This is a genomic window from Streptomyces sp. NPDC056480 (assembly GCF_042795405.1).
Classification (GTDB): Bacteria; Actinomycetota; Actinomycetes; order Streptomycetales; family Streptomycetaceae; genus Streptomyces.
The window spans coordinates 39959-58829 of sequence record NZ_JBHTSA010000010.1 but is presented as its reverse complement, the minus strand read 5'-3'; the positions used below and the strand labels follow the sequence as shown (position 1 = coordinate 58829).

The 18871-nt window shown below is 72.7% G+C and carries 14 protein-coding genes and 1 tRNA gene; 8 read left to right on the top strand and 7 right to left on the bottom strand.

Annotated elements, in window-relative coordinates; genetic code table 11:
* Positions 1–346: 346 nt before the first annotated feature.
* The 6 genes from thrB to ACFQ79_RS07585 all read right to left on the bottom strand — a co-directional run bounded on the left by thrB (position 347) and on the right by ACFQ79_RS07585 (position 7175).
* Positions 347–1264 (bottom strand): homoserine kinase, encoded by a 918-nt coding sequence (gene thrB, locus ACFQ79_RS07610; protein ID WP_383580030.1) that lies wholly within the window; start codon positions 1262–1264, stop codon positions 347–349.
* 333 nt (positions 1265–1597) lie between these two features.
* A complete protein-coding gene (thrC, locus tag ACFQ79_RS07605; RefSeq protein ID WP_383580029.1) occupies positions 1598–2668 on the bottom strand; it encodes a threonine synthase in 1071 nt (356 codons plus the stop codon).
* 6 nt (positions 2669–2674) lie between these two features.
* Positions 2675–3967, bottom strand: coding sequence for a homoserine dehydrogenase (locus ACFQ79_RS07600; protein WP_383580028.1), 1293 nt, complete (start codon positions 3965–3967; stop codon positions 2675–2677).
* Between the two features lie 143 nt (positions 3968–4110).
* Positions 4111–5502, bottom strand: a complete 1392-nt coding sequence (gene lysA, locus ACFQ79_RS07595) for a diaminopimelate decarboxylase (RefSeq protein WP_383580027.1) — start codon at positions 5500–5502, stop codon at positions 4111–4113.
* 12 nt (positions 5503–5514) lie between these two features.
* Positions 5515–6591 carry an ArgS-related anticodon-binding protein NrtL gene (gene nrtL, locus ACFQ79_RS07590; protein ID WP_383580026.1) on the bottom strand — a complete coding sequence of 359 codons (1077 nt, stop codon included), beginning with the start codon at positions 6589–6591 and terminating at the stop codon, positions 5515–5517.
* A 101-nt stretch (positions 6592–6692) separates the two neighbouring features.
* The gene (locus ACFQ79_RS07585; protein ID WP_383580025.1) at positions 6693–7175 is read right to left on the bottom strand and encodes a response regulator; all 483 of its coding nucleotides are present in this window, start codon (positions 7173–7175) and stop codon (positions 6693–6695) included.
* A 160-nt stretch (positions 7176–7335) separates the two neighbouring features.
* On the opposite strand from ACFQ79_RS07585, the gene ACFQ79_RS07580 reads away from it, so the two are divergent.
* The 3 genes from ACFQ79_RS07580 to ACFQ79_RS07570 all read left to right on the top strand — a co-directional run bounded on the left by ACFQ79_RS07580 (position 7336) and on the right by ACFQ79_RS07570 (position 10240).
* Positions 7336–7407 (top strand) — tRNA-Arg (locus ACFQ79_RS07580).
* A gap of 191 nt (positions 7408–7598) precedes the next feature.
* Positions 7599–8234, top strand: a complete 636-nt coding sequence (locus tag ACFQ79_RS07575; RefSeq protein WP_383580024.1) for a hypothetical protein — start codon at positions 7599–7601, stop codon at positions 8232–8234.
* A 314-nt stretch (positions 8235–8548) separates the two neighbouring features.
* Entirely contained in the window at positions 8549–10240 is a 1692-nt protein-coding gene (locus ACFQ79_RS07570; protein ID WP_383580023.1) for an AAA family ATPase, read from the top strand.
* 182 nt (positions 10241–10422) lie between these two features.
* On the opposite strand, the gene ACFQ79_RS07565 is transcribed toward ACFQ79_RS07570, so the two are convergent.
* Complete coding sequence (locus tag ACFQ79_RS07565) at positions 10423–11472, bottom strand: Ku protein (RefSeq protein ID WP_383580022.1); 1050 nt, start codon at positions 11470–11472, stop codon at positions 10423–10425.
* Between the two features lie 73 nt (positions 11473–11545).
* On the opposite strand from ACFQ79_RS07565, the gene ligD reads away from it, so the two are divergent.
* The 5 genes from ligD to ACFQ79_RS07540 all read left to right on the top strand — a co-directional run bounded on the left by ligD (position 11546) and on the right by ACFQ79_RS07540 (position 18758).
* Entirely contained in the window at positions 11546–12442 is an 897-nt protein-coding gene (ligD, locus tag ACFQ79_RS07560) for a non-homologous end-joining DNA ligase (protein ID WP_383580021.1), read from the top strand.
* 19 nt (positions 12443–12461) lie between these two features.
* Entirely contained in the window at positions 12462–13877 is a 1416-nt protein-coding gene (locus ACFQ79_RS07555) for a DNA ligase (protein WP_383580020.1), read from the top strand.
* A 187-nt stretch (positions 13878–14064) separates the two neighbouring features.
* The gene (locus tag ACFQ79_RS07550) at positions 14065–16281 is read left to right on the top strand and encodes a PBS lyase (RefSeq protein ID WP_383580019.1); all 2217 of its coding nucleotides are present in this window, start codon (positions 14065–14067) and stop codon (positions 16279–16281) included.
* 408 nt (positions 16282–16689) lie between these two features.
* Positions 16690–17487 (top strand): hypothetical protein, encoded by a 798-nt coding sequence (locus ACFQ79_RS07545; RefSeq protein WP_383580018.1) that lies wholly within the window; start codon positions 16690–16692, stop codon positions 17485–17487.
* Entirely contained in the window at positions 17484–18758 is a 1275-nt protein-coding gene (locus tag ACFQ79_RS07540; protein WP_383580017.1) for an ATP-binding protein, read from the top strand. The genes ACFQ79_RS07545 and ACFQ79_RS07540 overlap by 4 nt, the downstream gene beginning before the upstream one ends.
* The last annotated feature ends 113 nt before the right edge of the window (positions 18759–18871 follow it).

Here is an 18871-nt window from a genome sequence, read left to right as displayed (position 1 = left end):
TGTTGGGTGGACCGTGTCCGGGGCGGTGGTCCCGCCGGGTACGGCGGAGAGAAAACGTGCTGGGGTCCGGCCCGAGCGCCCCCTGCTCGGCCCTCGCGAGGAAAGAAGAGCGAGGGGTGTCGTGCCGGTTCCGGAGCGTGCTCGAAACTGCTCAGGCAGGCTGCTCAGGCAGTTGGGGAGGCTCCCGGAAGAATCGGTGGTCCCTGATGGGGACACTCAGCACCGCGCCACAAAGGCGCCGGGTGCTGACTTGAGGTTAACACTACCGGCTCCGACAAACATTCCCCCTCTCCCTCACCGGCAATCTCCTGTCCCGGACGCTGCCCGGCGTCCGGCCGCCGTGCGCCTAGGGCGCCAGCGGAAGGACGCTCGCTCCGGACGCGTCGAGGTCGAGCCGGTTCGCGGCCCAGCCCTCGCCCGCGAGGCGGGCGACCTTGTCTGCCGTTCCGTGTTCGGCCAGCGCGAGGACCGTGGGGCCCGCGCCGGAGATGACCGCGGGGACGCCGTCCGCCCGCAGCCGGTTCACCAGGGCGATGCTGTCGGGCATCGCGGGAGCCCGGTACTCCTGGTGCAGCCGGTCCTCGGTGGCCGCGAGCAGCAGCTCGGGGCGGCGGGTCAGGGCCTCGACGAGGAGGGCGGCGCGCCCGGCGTTGGCCGCGGCGTCCACGTGGGGGACGGTGCGCGGCAGAAGTCCGCGGGCGGTCTCGGTCAAGACCGGCTTTCCGGGGACGAAAACCACCGGAACGATGGAATCCGAGGGATCCATCCTGATCGCCCGCGCGGCACCGGACTCGGTCCAGGCGAGGGTGAATCCGCCGAGCAGACAGGCGGCGACGTTGTCGGGGTGGCCCTCGATCTCGGTGGCCAGCTCCAGGAGGGCGGCCTCGTCGAGCCTGGCGTCCCCGCCTATGGTCACGGCGCGGGCGGCGACGATGCCGGCGCAGATGGCGGCGGAGGAGGAGCCGAGGCCGCGGCCGTGCGGGATGCGGTTGGCGCAGACGACCTCGAGGCCGCGCGGCTGCCCGCCGAGCAGGTCGAAGGCGGTGCGCAGGGAGCGTACGAGCAGGTGGCTCTCGTCGCGCGGGAGCGTCTCGGCGCCCTCGCCGGCGATGTCGACGTGCAGTCCGGAGTCGGCGACACGGACGACGACGTCGTCGTAGAGGCCCAGCGACAGGCCGAAGGCGTCGAAGCCCGGACCGAGATTGGCGCTGGTGGCGGGGACGCGCACCCGTACGGCGGCGGCGCGGAACGCTGGACCGGCCATCGCTCGATGATCTCCTTGATTGCGACAACGGGTTGTTCTGGAACAGCGGGTGTTTCAGAGGGTGTTTCAGAAGGTGCTTCAGAAGGTGTTTCGGCGGGTGTTCCAAGAGAAGTACGGGGAACCCGGGGGCCGTTTCAGCCACGGAGGCGACAACGGCAACAACACCGCGCATATGCGTCGGGGCGGGTTCGGTACAGCCTATCGAAGGAAGGTTCTGCCGCGACATAGGGCGCACAGGAGGCGCACGATGCGTGTCGCGAGCCAACCTGTGCGCCTATGTACGTTCCTGATCGGGTTTCGATCAGCTCGTTTCCCCGCGCGGAGGGGTGAGGATCAGGCCAGACCGAGGCGTTCGGCGGCGGCGACCGCGTCGACCGGAACGGTGACCGGCTGCGGCGCGCCGGCGACGGCCCAGTCCGGGTCCTTGAGCCCGTTGCCGGTGACCGTGCAGACGATCCGCTGCCCCGGGTCGACCTTGCCCTGGGCGGCGGCCTTCAGCAGACCGGCGACCGAGGCGGCCGATGCGGGCTCGACGAAGACGCCCTCCTGCGCGGCCAACAGGCGGTAGGCCTGCAGGATCTCACGGTCCGTCACCTCGTCGATGAAGCCGCCCGACTCGTCGCGCGCGGCGATCGCGTAGTCCCACGAGGCCGGGTTGCCGATGCGGATCGCGGTGGCGATCGTCGACGGGTCCTTGACGATCTCGCCGCGCACCAGCGGGGCGGAACCGGAGGCCTGGAAGCCCCACATGCGAGGGCGGTGCGTCGCGAGACCGTCCGCCGCGTACTCGCGGTACCCCTTCCAGTACGCCGTGATGTTGCCGGCGTTGCCCACGGGCAGGACGTGGATGTCGGGCGCGTCGCCCAGCATGTCCACGATCTCGAAGGCGGCGGTCTTCTGGCCCTCGATGCGGACCGGGTTGACCGAATTGACCAGCGCCACCGGGTAGTTCTCGGAGAGGCTGCGGGCCAGGGTCAGGCAGTCGTCGAAGTTGCCGTCGACCTGGAGGATCTTCGCGCCGTGCACGAGGGCCTGGCCCATCTTGCCGAGCGCGATCTTGCCCTGCGGCACGAGGACGGCCGAGACCATGCCGGCGCGCACCGCGTAGGCCGCGGCCGACGCGGAGGTGTTGCCGGTGGAGGCGCAGATGACGGCCTGCGCCCCCTCCTCCTTGGCCTTGGTGATGGCCATGGTCATGCCCCGGTCCTTGAAGGAGCCGGTGGGGTTGGCGCCCTCGACCTTGAGGTGCACCTCGCAGCCCGTGCGCTCGGAGAGGACCTGAGCGGGTACGAGCGGCGTGCCGCCCTCACGGAGTGTGACGACCGGCGTCTTGTCCGTGACCGGAAGGCGGTCCCGGTACTCCTCGATGATGCCGCGCCACTGGTGGGTGCCCTTGTGGGTCATGGGTCCTTACTCCCCTTCAACACGCATGATGCTGGCGACACCGCGCACGGTGTCGAGCTTGCGCAGCGCCTCGACGGTCCCCGAAAGGGCGGCGTCGGGCGCGCGGTGGGTGACGACGACGAGGGAGGCCTCGCCGTCCTTGCCCTGCTGGCGCACCGTATCGATGGATACGCCGTGCTCGGCGAAGACCGTCGCGACCTGGGCGAGGACGCCCGGCTTGTCGGCCACGTCGAGGCTGATGTGGTACCGCGTCACCACGTCGCCCATGGGGCTCACGGGCAGCTGGGTGTACGCGGACTCGCCGGGGCCGTTGGCCCCGTTGAGCTTGTTGCGGCACACGGCGACGAGGTCGCCGAGGACGGCCGACGCCGTCGGGGCGCCGCCGGCACCGGGGCCGTAGAACATGAGCTGCCCGGCGGCGTCGGCCTCGACGAAGACCGCGTTGTACGCCTCGCGGACGGAGGCCAGCGGGTGGCTGAGCGGGATCATCGCCGGGTGCACGCGCGCGGTGACGGACTCGCCGTCGGCGGCGCGCTCGCAGATGGCGAGCAGCTTGATGGTGCAGCCCATCTGCTTGGCGGAGGCGAAGTCGGCGGCGGTGACCTCGGTCATGCCCTCGCGGTAGACGTCGTCGAGACGCACGCGCGTGTGGAAGGCGATCCCGGCGAGGATGGCGGCCTTGGCGGCGGCGTCGAAGCCCTCGACGTCGGCGGTCGGGTCGGCCTCGGCGTACCCGAGGGCGGTGGCCTCGTCGAGCGCCTCGGAGTAGCCGGCCCCGGAGGTGTCCATCTTGTCGAGGATGAAGTTCGTCGTGCCGTTGACGATGCCCATCACACGGTTGATCTTGTCGCCGGCGAGGGACTCGCGGAGCGGGCGGATCAGCGGGATGGCGCCGGCGACGGCGGCCTCGTAGTAGAGGTCCTGGCCGTGCTCCTGGGCGGCGGCGTAGAGGTTCGCGCCGTCCTGGGCGAGCAGCGCCTTGTTCGCCGAGACGACGGAGGCGCCGTGCTCGAAGGCGGTGGTGATGAGGGTGCGGGCCGGCTCGACCCCGCCGATGACCTCGACGATCACGTCGATGTCGCCCCGTTTCACGAGGGCGGTGGCATCGGTGGTGATCAGCTCCGCGGGGATGCCCTCGCGGACCTTGTCCGGGCGGCGGACCGCCACGCCGGCGAGCTCGACCGGGGCGCCGATGCGCGCGGCGAGGTCGTCGGCGTGCGTCGTCATGATGCGCGCCACCTCTGAGCCGACCACTCCACAGCCCAGCAGCGCCACCTTCAGCGGACGCGTACGCATCATCCGACCTCTTTCCCGTCCTACTTCGTATCTCTACGTTCGAGTCTCTGCGGTTCTCAACGGTGGAACCAGTCTCACTCACCGGACGGGGGTTTCAGCCCCTCGTCCGGATCCTGAGACATCTATTTCATCACTCGACTATTTCATCACCCGACGTCGAGACGCAGGAGATCTTCCTCCGTCTCGCGCCGCACGATGACCCGCGCCTCGCCGTCGCGGACGGCGACGACGGGCGGCCGGAGTGCGTGGTTGTAGTTGCTGGCCATGGAGCGGCAGTACGCACCGGTGGCCGGCACGGCGATGAGGTCGCCGGGCGCCAGGTCCGCGGGCAGGAAGGCGTCCCGTACGACGATGTCGCCGCTCTCGCAGTGCTTGCCGACGACCCGGGAGAGCATGGGCGCGGCGTCGCTGGTCCGCGAGACGAGGTTGACGCTGTACTCGGCGTCGTACAGCGCGGTGCGGATGTTGTCCGACATGCCGCCGTCGACACTCACGTACGTCCGCAGCCCTTCGAGCGGCTTGACGGTGCCGACCTCGTACAGCGTGAAGGCGGTGGGCCCGACGATGGCGCGGCCGGGCTCGACGGAGATCCGAGGCGTACGGAGCCCCGCGGCCTCGCACTCCCGCGTCACGATCTCGTTCAGCGCCTTGGCGATCTCGTGCGGCTCGCGCGGGTCGTCCTCGGAGGTGTACGCGATGCCGAGGCCGCCGCCGAGGTCGATCTCGGGCAGCTCGACACCGTGCTCGTCCCGCACCTCGGCGAGCAGCTGGACGACCCGCCGCGCCGAGACCTCGAAGCCGGCCATGTCGAAGATCTGCGAGCCGATGTGCGAGTGGATGCCGATGAGCTCGAGCCCGTCCAGCTTCAGCGCGCGCCGAACGGCCTCGGCGGCCTGGCCGCCGGCGAGCGCGATGCCGAACTTCTGGTCCTCGTGCGCGGTGGCGATGAACTCGTGCGTGTGGGCCTCGACGCCGACGGTCACGCGGATCTGCACGCGCTGGCGCCTGCCGAGGGACTGCGCGATGTGCGAGACCCGCACGATCTCCTGGAAGGAGTCGAGGACGATCCGCCCCACACCGGCTTCGACGGCCGTACGGATCTCGCTCTCGCTCTTGTTGTTGCCGTGGAAGGCGATGCGCTCGGCGGGCATCCCGGCGGAGAGGGCGGTGGTGAGCTCCCCACCGGAGCACACGTCGAGGTTCAGCCCCTCTTCCTTGAGCCACCGCACGATGGCCCGGGAGAGGAAGGCCTTCCCGGCGTAGAAGACGTCGGCGTCCTTGCCGAAGGCCTCGGCCCAGGCGCGGCAGCGGGCGCGGAAGTCGCTCTCGTCGAGGAAGTAGGCGGGGGTCCCGAACTCCTCGGCGAGGTCGGTCACGCTCAGCCCTCCGACGGTGGCGACACCGCGCTCGTTCCGCTCGACGGTCCGGGACCACACCTTGGGGTCGAGGACGTTGAGGTCGGCGGGGGGCGCGGTGTAGTGGCCCTCGGGAAGGACGTCGGCGTGGCGAGGGCCTGCGGGATGGGCGGAACGACTCATGTCTGAACTCTTTCAAATCCGTTCGGGTGCGCTGATGCCGAGCACGGAGAGGCCACCGGCGAGCACCGTCCCGGCGGCTTCGGCGAGCGCGAGCCGGGAACGATGGGCGGCCGAGGGTTTCTCGTCGCCGAGCGGCAGAACGGTGTGCTGGAACGCGAGCAGCGCGTCGGCGATGGCTTCCAGGTGCCGGGCGACCCGGTCGGGGGCGCGGTGGCGGGCGGCGGTGAGGAGGGCGACGGGGTGGTCGCCGAGGACGCCGAGAAGTTCGGGAGCGTGGACGGGAGTCTCGTACGCGGGCTCGAAGCCGAGCTGAGCGGCGTTGACGAGCAGCCGCCGGACCCGGGAGTGGGCGTACCGCACCCGGAAGAGGGAGTTGCGCTCGTGCTGGACGAGCAGGGGAGGCCCGTCGAGGGGCCGGTCCTGGGGAGCGGCCCGGAGAAGGGCCCAGCGGGCGGCGTCGACACCGAGGGTGCGGGGGTCATAGGCGCCGGGGTGGACGTGGATGCGCTCGTGGGGGTGGGGGGTGGGGGGCTGACGGAGGGACGGGGTGACGACCGGCTCGCCCCTCCCCTCGCCCTGCGTGCCCTCGCCCTGCGTCCCCTCGTCTCGCATCCCCTCGTCCCGGCGGAACGCGGCGTCGGCGCCCTGGCTCCGGAGGAGCCGGACGACGGTCTCGGTGACGAGCAGCGCGCGCGACTCTGTCAGGTCGGCGAAGCGGACGGTGAGCCCGGCGAGGGCGGTGCCGCTTCCGTACGCGCCCCCGGCCTCGCGGACGGCCCGTACGAGCTCGCCGCCGGCGTCGGCGTCGGGCCGGAGGGTGAAGTTGAGGAAGCCGGGCCCCGTGATGGCGACGGCCTGGAGTCCGGGGGTGTCACGGAGACGTTCTTCCAGGATCCCGGCGACATCGAGGGCGGCGCGTCCGGCGGACCGGGCGAGGGTGAGGGCGACGTTGCTGGCGTAGTCGCCGACGCCACCGGGACGAGCCCGCTCGACCTTGACCGTCGGGGGTACGTCGACCCGCAGCGCACCGTCGTCGACCGCACGGCGCACGGCGTGCAGCACGGTGAGGGAGAGGTCCGCGGGGGTCACGGGACAAGCGTAGGGGAGGAGGGGGGGCGGAACGCGAACCGGTTTCGCCATGCGGTCACCCTGGGCGGGGACGGGTCCGGTGGCCGGACGACGGACGGCGCTCAGTGGGGACGGTGGGTGCTCCCGGCGCGTCGGGAGTCCTGGCAGCCGTCGACTGCGGCCGGTTCCTCTCCCCCGTCGGGCCCGGCCCCCTCGGGCCGCTCGCGCCGCTCGCGGTGCATCAGCTGACGCACGACGCGGACGAGCTCGGCGGGCTCGAAGGGCTTGGCGAGGAAGGCGTCGACGCCGGAGGCGACCCCACCGGACACCTCGTGCTCGCCGCAGGCACTGATGATCGCGACGGGGAGATGACTGGTCCGGGGATCGGCTCGCAGCCGCTCCGCCGTCTTGATCCCGTCCAAGCGGGGCATGACGACGTCCAGGGTGACGACATCAGGACAGACCTGATGTACGACATCCAGACACTCGGCACCATCGGCCGCGGTCACGACCTCGAACCCCTCGAGTTCGAGATTGACCCTGATCAACTGCCGGATCACCTTGTTGTCGTCGACAACGAGCACCCGACCGGACACGCCTGACACACGAACGAGAGTAGGGCGCCCCGAACGGCCGCGTCCGGGTTTTGCCCACTTCTGACCCGTGCGGGGGACCCAGCCCCTGGTGACACCCCGGAAATACCTGTTCACAGCCACTCCCGCAGAGCTGGTAGGGTTCTACCCGTCGCCGCCGAACGCGGCGGACGCCCCCGTAGCTCAGGGGATAGAGCAACGGCCTCCGGAGCCGTGTGCGCAGGTTCGAATCCTGCCGGGGGCACTTCGCAGGAAGTGCCACACAGACCCCGTCAACAGCGGAAACGCTGAGGACGGGGTCTTGTTGTATGTGCGGGCGGGTGCCGTTCGGAGCGGCCGTGTGACAGGGGTCGCGGCCTAGTCGCGGCCGGGGATGCGCGGCGTCGGAGCAGGTCAGGGCCGAAGGTCGGGCTGTCGAACAAGGGGAAACAGCGGATGGGTTCGGGAGCTGGGGAGACCACGGAGGAGCCGGTTCGACCGGTGTGGGTGCTGACCCCGCTGGAGAGCGTTGGTCCGCTGCGCTTCGGGATGTCTGCCGACGAGGTCAGGGCCGCGCTTCCGGAAGTCGTTGAGTTGAGCCGTTTCTCCGCCGAGCCCTTCTACCCGGAGATCTACGGCCTCCAGCTCGGCTTCCATCCAGGAGCGCCGGCTGTCTACGCGTACTTCGAGGGCACCGGCCGGCTCTTCTGCGTGGCTGCCGACGCCGCCCACGGTCCACGCGTGACCCTGGAAGGACTGGAACTGACCGGCCGCGTGCCGGCCGTGCTCGAAGAGACGGTCCTGGACCTTCATTCCTCGGGTGCTCGCAGGGTGTCGTACGGGCCGCGGGGCAACCCGGGGATCAACGACATCGGCATGGTCCTCCGTATTCAGGACACCGCGGGCGGGGTGCTGACCCGGCCGGTGCTGGTGGGCCGCGAATGGGCCGACCGCTGCACCGACGACTGGGAAGGTTCCGTGCCGGAGTGCGAGTGGCTGGGCCGTCAGTGGCACGTATTCGAGGGCTCGGACGTCTGGCCCCGGCCTGGATACGCGACGAATTGGCCGCCGGGGTGGACTCCCCCGTTCTAGACGTCGTATCTACGGGATCGCAGCCGCCGAACGCCCGAGGCCCCCGGCCAGGTCCAGGGGCACTGGGATCGGAGGTGCCAGGCGAAGCTCACTCCAACGTGCCCATCGAGATGTGGCCGGCCGTGGACGCGATCCTGCGCTGCGGTCCGCCCGATCCCGGACTCGACTACCAGACGGGCGCCTAGTCGCCGGGGTCTCTTCGGGTGCAGCGGCATGGTTCCGCGCGTGCGGCCGAGGTGCTCCTTCGCCTGCGCTCGGCGGCATTACCCTTTGACTGGTCGCCTAGGTCGGGGGGAACTGTGGCGGGAGAGTCCGTGTCCAGGCGTACCGCCAAGAAGTGCGAGCGGGTGTGGCGCGAAGGGGTCGCGCTGCTTCGGCTGGGGCAGTTCGATGCCGCCGCCGTCCGGTTCACCGAGGTGCTGGAGTACGACCCCACCGCCGCCGACGCCTGGTTGGGGCTGCACGCCACCGGGCGGTCGCAGGCCGAGGCCGTCGACGCCATGGGGCGGTACCGGCATTCCTTCGGCGCGCTGCGGAACAAGTGCGCGCTGACCGTGCGTTCCCGGTTCGATCTCGGCGTCTACGTCACCTTCCGGCTGGAGACCTCGCGCGATCTGTGGCTCGCCGGCATGGCGCAGCAGCTGTCCGCGGGGCGGGTCGACGAGGTCGAGCCCGCGCTCCTCACCGCCGTCCTCGACTGTGACGAGACGCGGTTCCTCTGCACGCGTTACGCCTACCTCAAGCAGAACTGGCCGCTGGTCCTGGAGTACTCGCGGGGCATCGAGGCTCCCTTCCTGCGCGACGAGGCCCAGTTGTACGTCGGGTACGCGCTCGCCCGTCAGCGTGTCTTCCACGAGGTCCTCAACACCATGGCCCCGCTCCCCCGCGTGCTGGGCCGGGGCGGACGGTTCGACGGCGAGGTCGCCTACCTGCGCGGGCTCGCCCACGAGGGCGTCGGGGACGGCCGGGAGGCGCTGCGCCAGTTCCAGTACGCCTTCCGCTGCTTCCCCGGTCTCGCCGACGTCGCCCGGCGTGCGCAGGTCCATGTTCCCGTGCAGGTTCCCGTTCCCGCATCGGAAGGGGCGGCCACCCCCTCCGCCGCCCCCTCCGAGGAGGGCACCACCGCCGCGGACCGGCGGCTCGACGAGGCGCTCGCGCGGCTCGATCGGATGATCGGGCTCGAACCGGTCAAGCGGCAGGTGCGGACCCTCGTCGCCCAGCTGCGGATGGCCACCGTCCGCAGGGAGCAGGGTCTGCCGACGACCGCCGGGCCGCAGCACTTCGTCTTCGCCGGTCCTCCGGGCACCGGCAAGACGACGGTGGCCCGCATCATCGGCGACATCTTCGCCGGGCTCGGCATGCTGGAGACGGGGACGCTCGTCGAGACCTCGCGGGTCGACCTCGTGGGCGAGCACCTCGGCTCCTCGGCCATGAAGACGAAGGCCGTCATCGACTCCGCCCTCGGTGGTGTCCTCTTCGTCGACGAGGCCTACGCGCTCCACAACACCGGCTACTCCGGCGGCGACGCCTTCGGCAAGGAAGCCCTTCAGGTGCTGCTCAAGCGGGCCGAGGACGACCGCGACCGGCTCGTCGTCATCCTGGCCGGATACCCGGACGAGATGGCCGAACTCCTCTCCACGAACCCCGGACTCACCTCCCGTTTCAGTACGCGGATCGACTTCCCCTCGTACTCGGCGGCGGAACTCCTCGAGATCGCCCACGGCGTGCTGGAGGCGCAGGGCGACGTCGTGGACGAGGACGCGGCCGCCGTCCTCCACTCCCACTTCCGGTCCGTCGTACGGGACGGGCTCGCCGACCGGTTGGGCAACGGGCGGCTCGCCCGCGAGCTCTGCCGCAAGGCCGCCTCCTCCCGCGACCTGCGCCTCTACGACACCCACGGCGGGAACGCCACCCCCAGCCGGGACGACCTCGTCACCGTGCGCGTCGCCGACATCAACACCGCGTACGAGGAGTTGCGTTCCGCCGGCGGTCCTCCTTCCCGGTGAGACCCCCCACCCCACACACGCCCACCGGGTGGGCGGGTGTGGGGTGGGGGGTGGGCGGGTGTGGGGTGGGGGTGGGCGGGTGTGGAGTGGGGGGCGAGTGGGGTGAGTGGGGATGGGCGAGTGGGGGCGAGTGGGGTGGGTGCCTGTCGGTGTCGGCGGTTCCTCCACGTCCGTTGGCCGCCCTACGCCGTGCGCTTGCGCGGCGTCGCCTTCTTCGCCGTGGTCTTCTTCGCCGCCGTCTTCTTCGTCGCCGTGCTCTTCGTCGCCGTGCCCTTCGCCGTCGTCTTCTTCGTCGCCGTCTTCGCCGTCGACTTGCGCGCCGGTGCCGCCGTCTTCTTCGCCGCCGTCTTCGACGTGGACTTCTTCGCGTCCGTCGCCTTCGGCGCACGCGCCGCCCGTGGCTTCAGCGGCGTGACCTCCGCCTCCCCCTTCCCCTCCTCCTGTTCGCCCCTGGCCTCCTTCGCCGCCCGCACGCTGTTCTCCAGGGCCGCCATCAGGTCGATGACCTGGCCGCCGCCCGGCTCCTCGCCCGTGGTCGGGGGTGCGACTCCCTCGCCGCCCTCCGCCTTCGCCGCGATCATCTCCTCGACCGCCGTGCGGTAGTCGTCGTGCAGGGTGCTCATGTCGACCTCGCCCAGAGTGGCCATCAGGGCGTCCGCCAGGTCGAGTTCGGCGTCCCGTACGCTCACCGGGTTCTCCGGGGCCACGCCCTCCGGCGCGCGGATCTCGTCCGGCCAGAGCAGGCCGTGCATGGCGATCACGTCGTCCACGACCCGGAGCATTCCGAGGCGTTCCCGTCCCCTGAGGGCGTACTTGGCCACGGCCACCTTCTCGCTGCGCTTCAGCGCCTCGCGGAGCAGGGTGTACGGCTTGGCCGCCGGGACGCCGTTCGCCGAGAGGTAGTACGCGGCGTCCATCTGCAGCGGGTCGATGTCACCGGCCGGTACGAAGGCGACGATCTCGATCGTCTTCGCCGTGGGGAGCGGCAGCGAGGCCAGGTCCTCCTCGGTGATCGGGATCATGGTCCCGTCGGCGTCCTCGTACGCCTTGCCGATCTCCGCCTGCGGGACCTCCTCGCCGTCGAGCTCGCACACCTTCTTGTAGCGGACGCGGCCGCCGTCCTCGGTGTGGATCTGCCGGAAGGAGACGGACCGGCTCTCGGTGGCGTTCACCAGCTTGATCGGGATGCTGACCAGGCCGAAGGATATGGCGCCGTTCCAGATGGATCGCACAGACGTTCCCTTCGGGTCGGATCAGGACGTTTCGCCGTTCCCGATTTGTCCGTAATCGTGGGATTCTCATCGTATGACGCCTCTCACAGAGGTGGAGGGGCGGCGCCTGGCGCTCAGCAACCTGGACAAGGTGCTCCACCCGGTCACCGGCACCACCAAGGGCGAGCTGCTCCACTACTACGCGACCGTCGGGGCCGCGATCCTGCCGCATCTGCGCGATCGCCCGGTGTCCTTCCTGCGCTATCCGGACGGTCCCGACGGCCAGCTCTTCTTCACGAAGAATCCGCCGCCCGGCACACCCTCCTGGGTGAGGACCACCCCCGTGCCCCGCTCCGAGGACCCCCGGGCCCGGCAGGTGGTCGTCGAGGACCTGGCCTCGCTGATGTGGGCGGCGAACCTCGTCGTGGAGTTCCACACACCGCAGTGGCGGGCCTCCTCCCCCGCGGTCGCCGACCGGCTCGTGTTCGATCTCGACCCCGGGCCGCCCGCGACGGTCGTCGACTGCTGCCGCGTCGCCCTCCACCTGCGCGAACGGCTCACCGCCGACGGTCTCGAAGCCTTCGCCAAGACCTCCGGCTCCAAGGGGCTGCACCTCCTCGTCCCGGTGGTGCCCACGCCGTCCCCGCTCGTCTCGGCGTACGCGCGCACGCTCGCCGTCGAGGCGGAGGCCGCGCTGCCACGGCTCGTCGTGCACCGGATGGCCCGGGCGCTGCGGCCCGGGAAGGTCTTCGTCGACCACAGCCAGAACGCCGCCGCGAAGACCACCGCCACGCCCTACACCCTGCGGGCACGGCCTCTCCCCATGGTCTCCGCGCCCGTCACGTGGGAAGAGGTCGAGGAGTGCGCCGGCGCCGCCGGGAACCCCGAGTCCCTCGTCCTCCTCATGGATGACATCGCGCCACGTCTTGAGCGGTACGGGGATCTCCTTGCGCCACTTTTCGCGCCCGAACGGGCGGGGGACGTGCCGTGAACCGGCCCTGGGGCGCGTCGTGAACGGGGCCGGAGCGCACGCCCGGGGCGCGGGTGACGACGCCACGAGCCCCGGCGTCGGCGCTCGTGGCGGGCCCGACGGGGCCCAGGGCGGGGCCGGAGGCACCACTCCGGGCGGGCCTGGCGGGCCTGGCGCGCCCGGCGGGGCCGACGGCCGGGGTGCGTCCGCGGCCGGTGGCACTCCGGGTCACGGGCGCACCGCGCCCCGCACCCCGGGCGCCGGATCCCCCTCCCTCTCCGGCTCCCTCTCCCTCTTCCCCGCCGGCTCCGGCTCCGGCGCCGGCGCCCGCTCCGACCGGCCCCCTGATCCCGATCCCGCCTCCGCCTCCGGCCGCGCCTCCGGGTCCGCCGCCGACAGCGACCCCGACACCGGCACCGGCACCGGCACCGGCACCGGCACCGAGACCAGCACCGACACCGGCCCCGGACCTGACCTCGGCCCTGCCGCTGCCCCTGTTCCCGTCTCCGCCTCCGCCTCCGGATCGGGCCCCCGCCCCCGGCCTCGCCCCGGCCCCCGCGCCCACGACCTCGTGCTTCTCCCTCCCGTCGACGTCATGCGGCCCCGTTCCGCCGACGAGATCCCCGCTCAGGGAAAGCCGCCCCGGGAGCTCCAGTACTCGCTCAAGCTCGACGGTTTCCGTGCCCTCGCCTTCGTCCTCGGCGACGGGAAGGTCGTCCTCCAGTCGCGTTCCCGTCGCGACCTCGCCCCCGAGTTCCCCGGGATCGCCGCGCACCTGCGGGACCAGCTGCCGCCAGGGATCGTCCTCGACGGCGAGCTGTGCGCGTACCGGGACGGGCGGCTGAGCTTCACCGACCTGCTGCGTTCCCCCGCCGACCGGGCACGGGCCGGTGTTCCGGTCTCGTACATCGCCTTCGACCTGCTCGCCGTCCCGGGGCGCGACGTGCGCGCGCTGCCGCTCCGCGACCGGTGGGAGCTGCTCGGTACGGCCCTGCTCGACGCCGAGCCGCCGCTCCAGCGGGTGCTCGCCACCCAGGACGAGGAGATCGCGCGCGGCTGGTTCCGCGATCTGCGGGACGCGGGGGTCGAGGGGATCGTCGCGAAGTCCCTGACCTCCACCTATCGGGCCGGCTCCACCTGGGCCTGGCGGAAGATCCGGCACATGGAGACGAGCGACGGCGTGCTGCTCGGTGTCGTCGGCCCGCCCGACCGGCCCCGTGCCCTGGTCGTACGGCTCGCGGACGGTCGTACGGTCTCCACCTCGCCCCGGCTCACCCCGGCGCAGGCGCGCGAGGTCGGCGCCCTGGCCGGGGACCGCGCGGGGCCGCTCGCCCAGGACCCCGAGCACGGGCCGGTGCGGTGGATCGACCCGCCGCTCCCCGTCGAACTGCGACAGCTCGCCGTGCGGCAGCGACAGGAGAACGCGACCTTCGTCCGCGTACGGTCCGAGGGCTAGCCCGCCGGCGGGCGCCGTTCCCGGGCAGGCACGGAGTGCAACTGCCCCGCTGCGTACCGCACATGGCGCAAAGAGACCGCAACTGGGGGTCTACGCGCGCCCGGTGTCGCCGGTAAGGCCTTGCTGCCCGTCCCGTGGTGCACACTTGCTGCCTGGTACAGGGCTCACGGGGAAGGCGGCCTGGCAAATGCTGACGGGGATCGAGGAGGTCGACTGGGCCTCACTGGGGCACGCGTACGGCCCCGCGGACGACGTGCCGGAGCTGCTCCGCGGACTCGCCTCCGCCGATCCCGCCGAGCGGGAGACGGCCCTCGACGGGATGTACGGGGCCGTGCACCACCAGGGCGACGTCTACGACTCCACCCTCGCCTGCATCCCCTTCCTCCTCGAACTCGTCGCCGACCCCGCCGTCCAGGACCGCGGCAGCATCGTCGAGCTGCTCACCAGCATCGGCGGGATCGAGCTCGACGACGACGAGGAACTGGACGAACTCGACGCCGACGACGAGGAGTTCATCCCCGCCGCGAACTACGCGATGGCCGCCGCGGCGATCGCCGCCGGCGCCGACGTCTTCCTGGGGCTCGTCTCCGACCCCGACCCGGAGGTGCGGCTCGCCGCGCCCTGCGCGCTCGCCTCGCTGCACCCCGAGCCCGCGCGGGTGCTGACCCTGCTGCGGGAGCGGCTCACCGTCGAGCGGGACACCGAGGTACGGCTCGCCCTGGTCGCCGCCGTCGGGCGGATCGCCCTGCGCCACGCGTCGCTGCGCACCGAGACCGTCGACTGGCTGGGGTGGCTCGCCCGCGCCGCCCAGGACCCCGGCCTCCGGCTCGCGGCCCTCGCCCAGCGGGCGCGCTGCGCGCCCGGCGACATCCCGGACGACATCGTGCCGTGGGTGACGGGGCTCCTGGAGGAGATCAGGACCTCGGCGCTGGGACCGGCCGCACCCGGGACCGAGCGCGCCGCGACACCGACCCTCATCGGGCAGGTCCGCGAGCTCCTGGAGGAGCACGCCGCCGGCCGGCCCGCTCCCTGGACGGAGGAGCTGCTCCGGACCCTGCACGCGGCGCTCGACGACCGCGTGGACGACCGCATCGCGCTCATCCTGGCGCAGCTGCGCAGTCCGGACTGGGGGCAGCGTTCGGACGCGATCTGGCTGTGCGGCGGGTTGATACGGATCTGGCGGGGGCGGTACGAGGAGGTCGTCCGGCTCGTCGGCGCCCAGCTCAACGACCCCGAGCCGCGGCTCAGGGAGGCCGCGACCTCGTTCCTGGAACGTCTCTTCGAGCTGGGCGCGCCCGCCGCCGACGCGCTCGCCGCCCGCCTCGCCGTGGGCTCCGGTACGGGCACGGGCACGGGCGCCGCCCTGAGCGGCGGCACCGCCCAGGGCAGCGGGAGCGGGAGCGGTGTCGGCGGCACCGGGAGCGGCAGCGGTCTCGGCGGCACCGGGAGCGGCAGTGGTCTCGGCGGCAGCCCCCAGAACGGCTTCGTCGGGCGGTCCGGGCGCGACGGCGCCCTCCTCGCGCTCGCCCGCGCCGGCGACACCCGCGCCGTCCCGCTGCTCGCCCGCGCCCTGGAGGAGCGCGAGGTGCGCCGCGAGCTGCTGTACGCGATGGACGGCCTCGGGCCCTCCGCCGCCATGCTGGCCCCGCTGCTGCGGCGCCGGCTCGCCGAGGTCGAGCTGGACGAGCGGCTGTACGACCGGGCGGCGCCCCTGCTCTACGCCCTCGCGGCGGTACGGGGCTCCCAGGCCGTGCCGGAGGTCCTGCGGGTCCTGCGGGGCGCGCCCGCGAACCGGCGCGACTGGGTGCGCGAGTCCGCGCTGCGGACCCTGGCGGCCTTCGGGCCCGCGGCCCAGGAGGCCGTACCCGACATGCGCGGGCTCCTCGCCGCCGACTCGGCCACCGTCGCGACGACGGCGGCGCGCGCCCTGTGGGCGGCGGAGGGTGATCTGGGTGAGGTCCTGACCGCTCTGGAGCGGTGGCTCCGGCCGGGCGCCTCGGGCGCGGACTGGTGCTCCGCGGCGCAGGCCCTCGGCGAGATCGGCCCGGCCGCCGCCTCGACGGCCCCCGCCCTCAGACCGGGCCTGGCCGCGCGGGACCTGTGGGTGCGGGTCCGCAGCGCCGCGGCCCTGTGGCGGGTGTCCGGGGACGCGGCGGAGGCGCTGCCGGTGCTGCTCGCGGCCTGGGAGGAGAACCGGCACGCGCGCGTGGACGTGGCCGAGTGCCTGGCGGAGATGGGCCCGGCGGCCTCGGAGGCCCAGCTGGTGATCCTCACCGAGCTGACCCGCCGGCGTCGTCACAACGCCCGCGAGGGCGCATCGGGGAGCCATGACATCCACGTCGACGAGAAGCTCCTGACCGTGTGCCGGGCGGCCCTCGCGAGGATGGAGCGGGGCGCGTTCTAGGCTGCGGGGCCGGTCCCGCCCGGCCTGCGGAGCCGCCCGGCCCTCGGCTCCCGGGACCCCGGCCTCCCGGGACCTGGAGCCGCCCGGCCAGCCCGGGCCTTGGAACCGACCGTCCGCCCGGGCCGCGGAGCCGGACGCCCGCCCGGGCCGTGGAGTCGGACGGACGCCAGCCCGGGCCTTGGACCCGACCGTCCGCCCAGCCCCCAGCCCCCCGGGCCCAGAACCCGACCGCCCGCCCGGGCCCTGGAGCCCGGCCGTCTGGGACAGTGAGCGCTGTCGAGCCGACCGAGCCTGCGCAGAGACAAAAAGGACTTCCCTCCGAATAGGGTCTACTGGAAGCAGGCCCGGACCGGTTCCGCCGCCCGGCCGCCCCGGCCGCCCCACCGATCGACCCGTACGAGGAGCAGTGTGAGTCCGCGCGGAGTGCAGCTCGCCGCCGCCGGTGTCCTGTGTGCCCTCGTACTCGGCGGCACCGCAGGCTGCGGACGCAACGAGGGCGGGCTCCAGAGCGCCGGGTCCACCCCCACCGCCGTCGGGCCGGTACGGCTCTGGCCCGATCTGCCGCCCGCCACGGACCCGCCCATCGACTACGGGGAGTCCGACACCGAGCGCGTCCCCGGCATCAAGGTCGCCGACAACGACGTCCACGCCGTCGACGCCGTCGCGGTGGTCGACGCCGAGGTGCGCGCGCACCCCGACACGTACAGCGGCGGCGACGGGCTCTACGAGGAGACCGCCCGCGCGATCAAGGCCTGCGGCACAGCGCCGGCCGCCTGTCCGGTCATGCGGCCGTACTACCGCGACCTCACCGGCAACGGCCGGGACGAGCTGATCGTCGGGATCCGCATGCCGGACCAGCAGGTCGGCGTGCGCGTCTACCTCGCCGAGAACGGCGGGCTCACCCGCATCATGGCCACCGTCGACCAGGTCATCAGCGTGGAGCTGGCCGGCCGGGACCTGATCATGCGGGTCAGTTCGGCGGGCATCCCCGGGTACGAGTACCGCACCGCCTGGTCCTGGGACGAGCAGCAGCACAGCATGCTGCCCACCCGCGACGAGATCGTCCGGGTGAAGCCCGGCCGCACCGCGCCCCCGACCGTCCTCCCCGCACCCCGGCTGGTCAGCCCGACACCGGCCCCGGGGGCGACCTCGACGCCCCTCCCGCTCCCACCGGACGTGGCCGTTCCCGCCGAGCCGAGCCCGTGAGGGCGCCCCGGCTGCCCGCCTGGACCGCGACCCTGACCTGGAAGGCCGCGGTCTTCATCGCGGTCATGTGCTGCGCCCTGGCCGCACTGCTCGGCACCCTCGTCCATGTGTCGGTGACCGGTCAGACCGTGAACGACTCCCGGGAGAAGGCCCTCGCGCGGCTCACCGACGTCACCCGGCTCTACGAGGCCGGCGAGCCGCTCCCCCGGTTCGCCGGCGTCGACCCGCCCGGACTCCCGCCCTCGCTCCACGCGCTCGCCGTCCGGGGCGAGCGCGGCACGGTGGTCGCCGACGACCGGGGCCGGCCGACGATGTGGGCGGCGGGTCCGGCGGACGGCCGCGCCCTCGCCGTACGCCTCGACTACACCCAGAGCGCCGAGACGATCGACGCGCTCGACCGCTCGATCCTCGGCTCCTCCGTCCTCGCGATCGGGGCGACGCTGCTCGTGGGCGCCTTCGCGGTCACCCGGGTCACCCGGCGGCTGCACCTCACCGCGCAGGTGGCGCGCCGGATCAGTGCGGGCGATCTCGACGCGCGCGTCGACGACCCCCGTACGAAGGACTCCTCGCGCCCCCAGGACGAGGTGGCGACCGTGTCCGGGGCGCTCGACACGATGGCCTCCTCGCTCCAGAGCAAGCTGCAGAGCGAGCAGCGGTTCACCGCCGACGTGGCGCACGAGCTGCGCACCCCGCTCACCGGGCTCTCGGCGGCGGCCGAGCTGCTGCCGGAGGGGCGGCCGTCGGAGCTCGTACGGGACAGGGTGCGGGCGATGCGCGGGCTGACCGAGGACCTCCTGGAGATCTCGCGGCTCGACGCCCGCAACGAGACCGTCGACCTGGCCGTGCACGAACTGGGCCCGCTCGCCGAGCGGGTGGTGCGCGCGTCGGGCACGGAGACCGAGGTGCGGGTCGTACGGGACACGACGGTGGAGACGGACCGGCGCCGGCTGGAGCGGGTGCTCGGCAATCTGATCGCCAACGCGCACAAGCACGGGGCCCCGCCGGTGGTCCTGACGGTGGACGGCCCCGTGGTGTCCGTGCGGGACCACGGGCCCGGTTACCCCGCCTATCTGCTGGAGTCGGGGCCGCAGCGGTTCCGTACCGAGAGCGGGGGCAAGGGGCACGGCCTCGGTCTGACGATCGCGGCGGGGCAGGCGGAGGTGATCGGCGCCGAGCTCGCCTTCGCCCGCGCCGCCGACGGCGAGGGCGCCGAGGCCCGGCTGCGGCTGCCCGAGTACGTGAACCTCGTGGACCCCACGCAGGAGGACTGAGGGCCGGCCCCGACGCCTCCGGGAGGGGCCTCCTCCCGCGGCCGGAGCGGCGCGGAACACGCGGAACAGAACCGCGCCACACGGCACACCGTCACACAAAAGGGACATAGGGC

Bases quoted from the DNA above. Each gene is read 5' to 3' on its own strand.
- thrB (WP_383580030.1), bottom strand. From the start codon at position 1,264: ATGGCCGGTCCAGCGTTCCGCGCCGCCGCCGTACGGGTGCGCGTCCCC.
- thrC (WP_383580029.1), bottom strand. From the start codon at position 2,668: ATGACCCACAAGGGCACCCACCAGTGGCGCGGCATCATCGAGGAGTAC.
- ACFQ79_RS07600 (WP_383580028.1), bottom strand. From the start codon at position 3,967: ATGATGCGTACGCGTCCGCTGAAGGTGGCGCTGCTGGGCTGTGGAGTG.
- lysA (WP_383580027.1), bottom strand. From the start codon at position 5,502: ATGAGTCGTTCCGCCCATCCCGCAGGCCCTCGCCACGCCGACGTCCTT.
- ACFQ79_RS07575 (WP_383580024.1), top strand. From the start codon at position 7,599: ATGGGTTCGGGAGCTGGGGAGACCACGGAGGAGCCGGTTCGACCGGTG.
- ligD (WP_383580021.1), top strand. From the start codon at position 11,546: ATGACGCCTCTCACAGAGGTGGAGGGGCGGCGCCTGGCGCTCAGCAAC.
- ACFQ79_RS07550 (WP_383580019.1), top strand. From the start codon at position 14,065: ATGCTGACGGGGATCGAGGAGGTCGACTGGGCCTCACTGGGGCACGCG.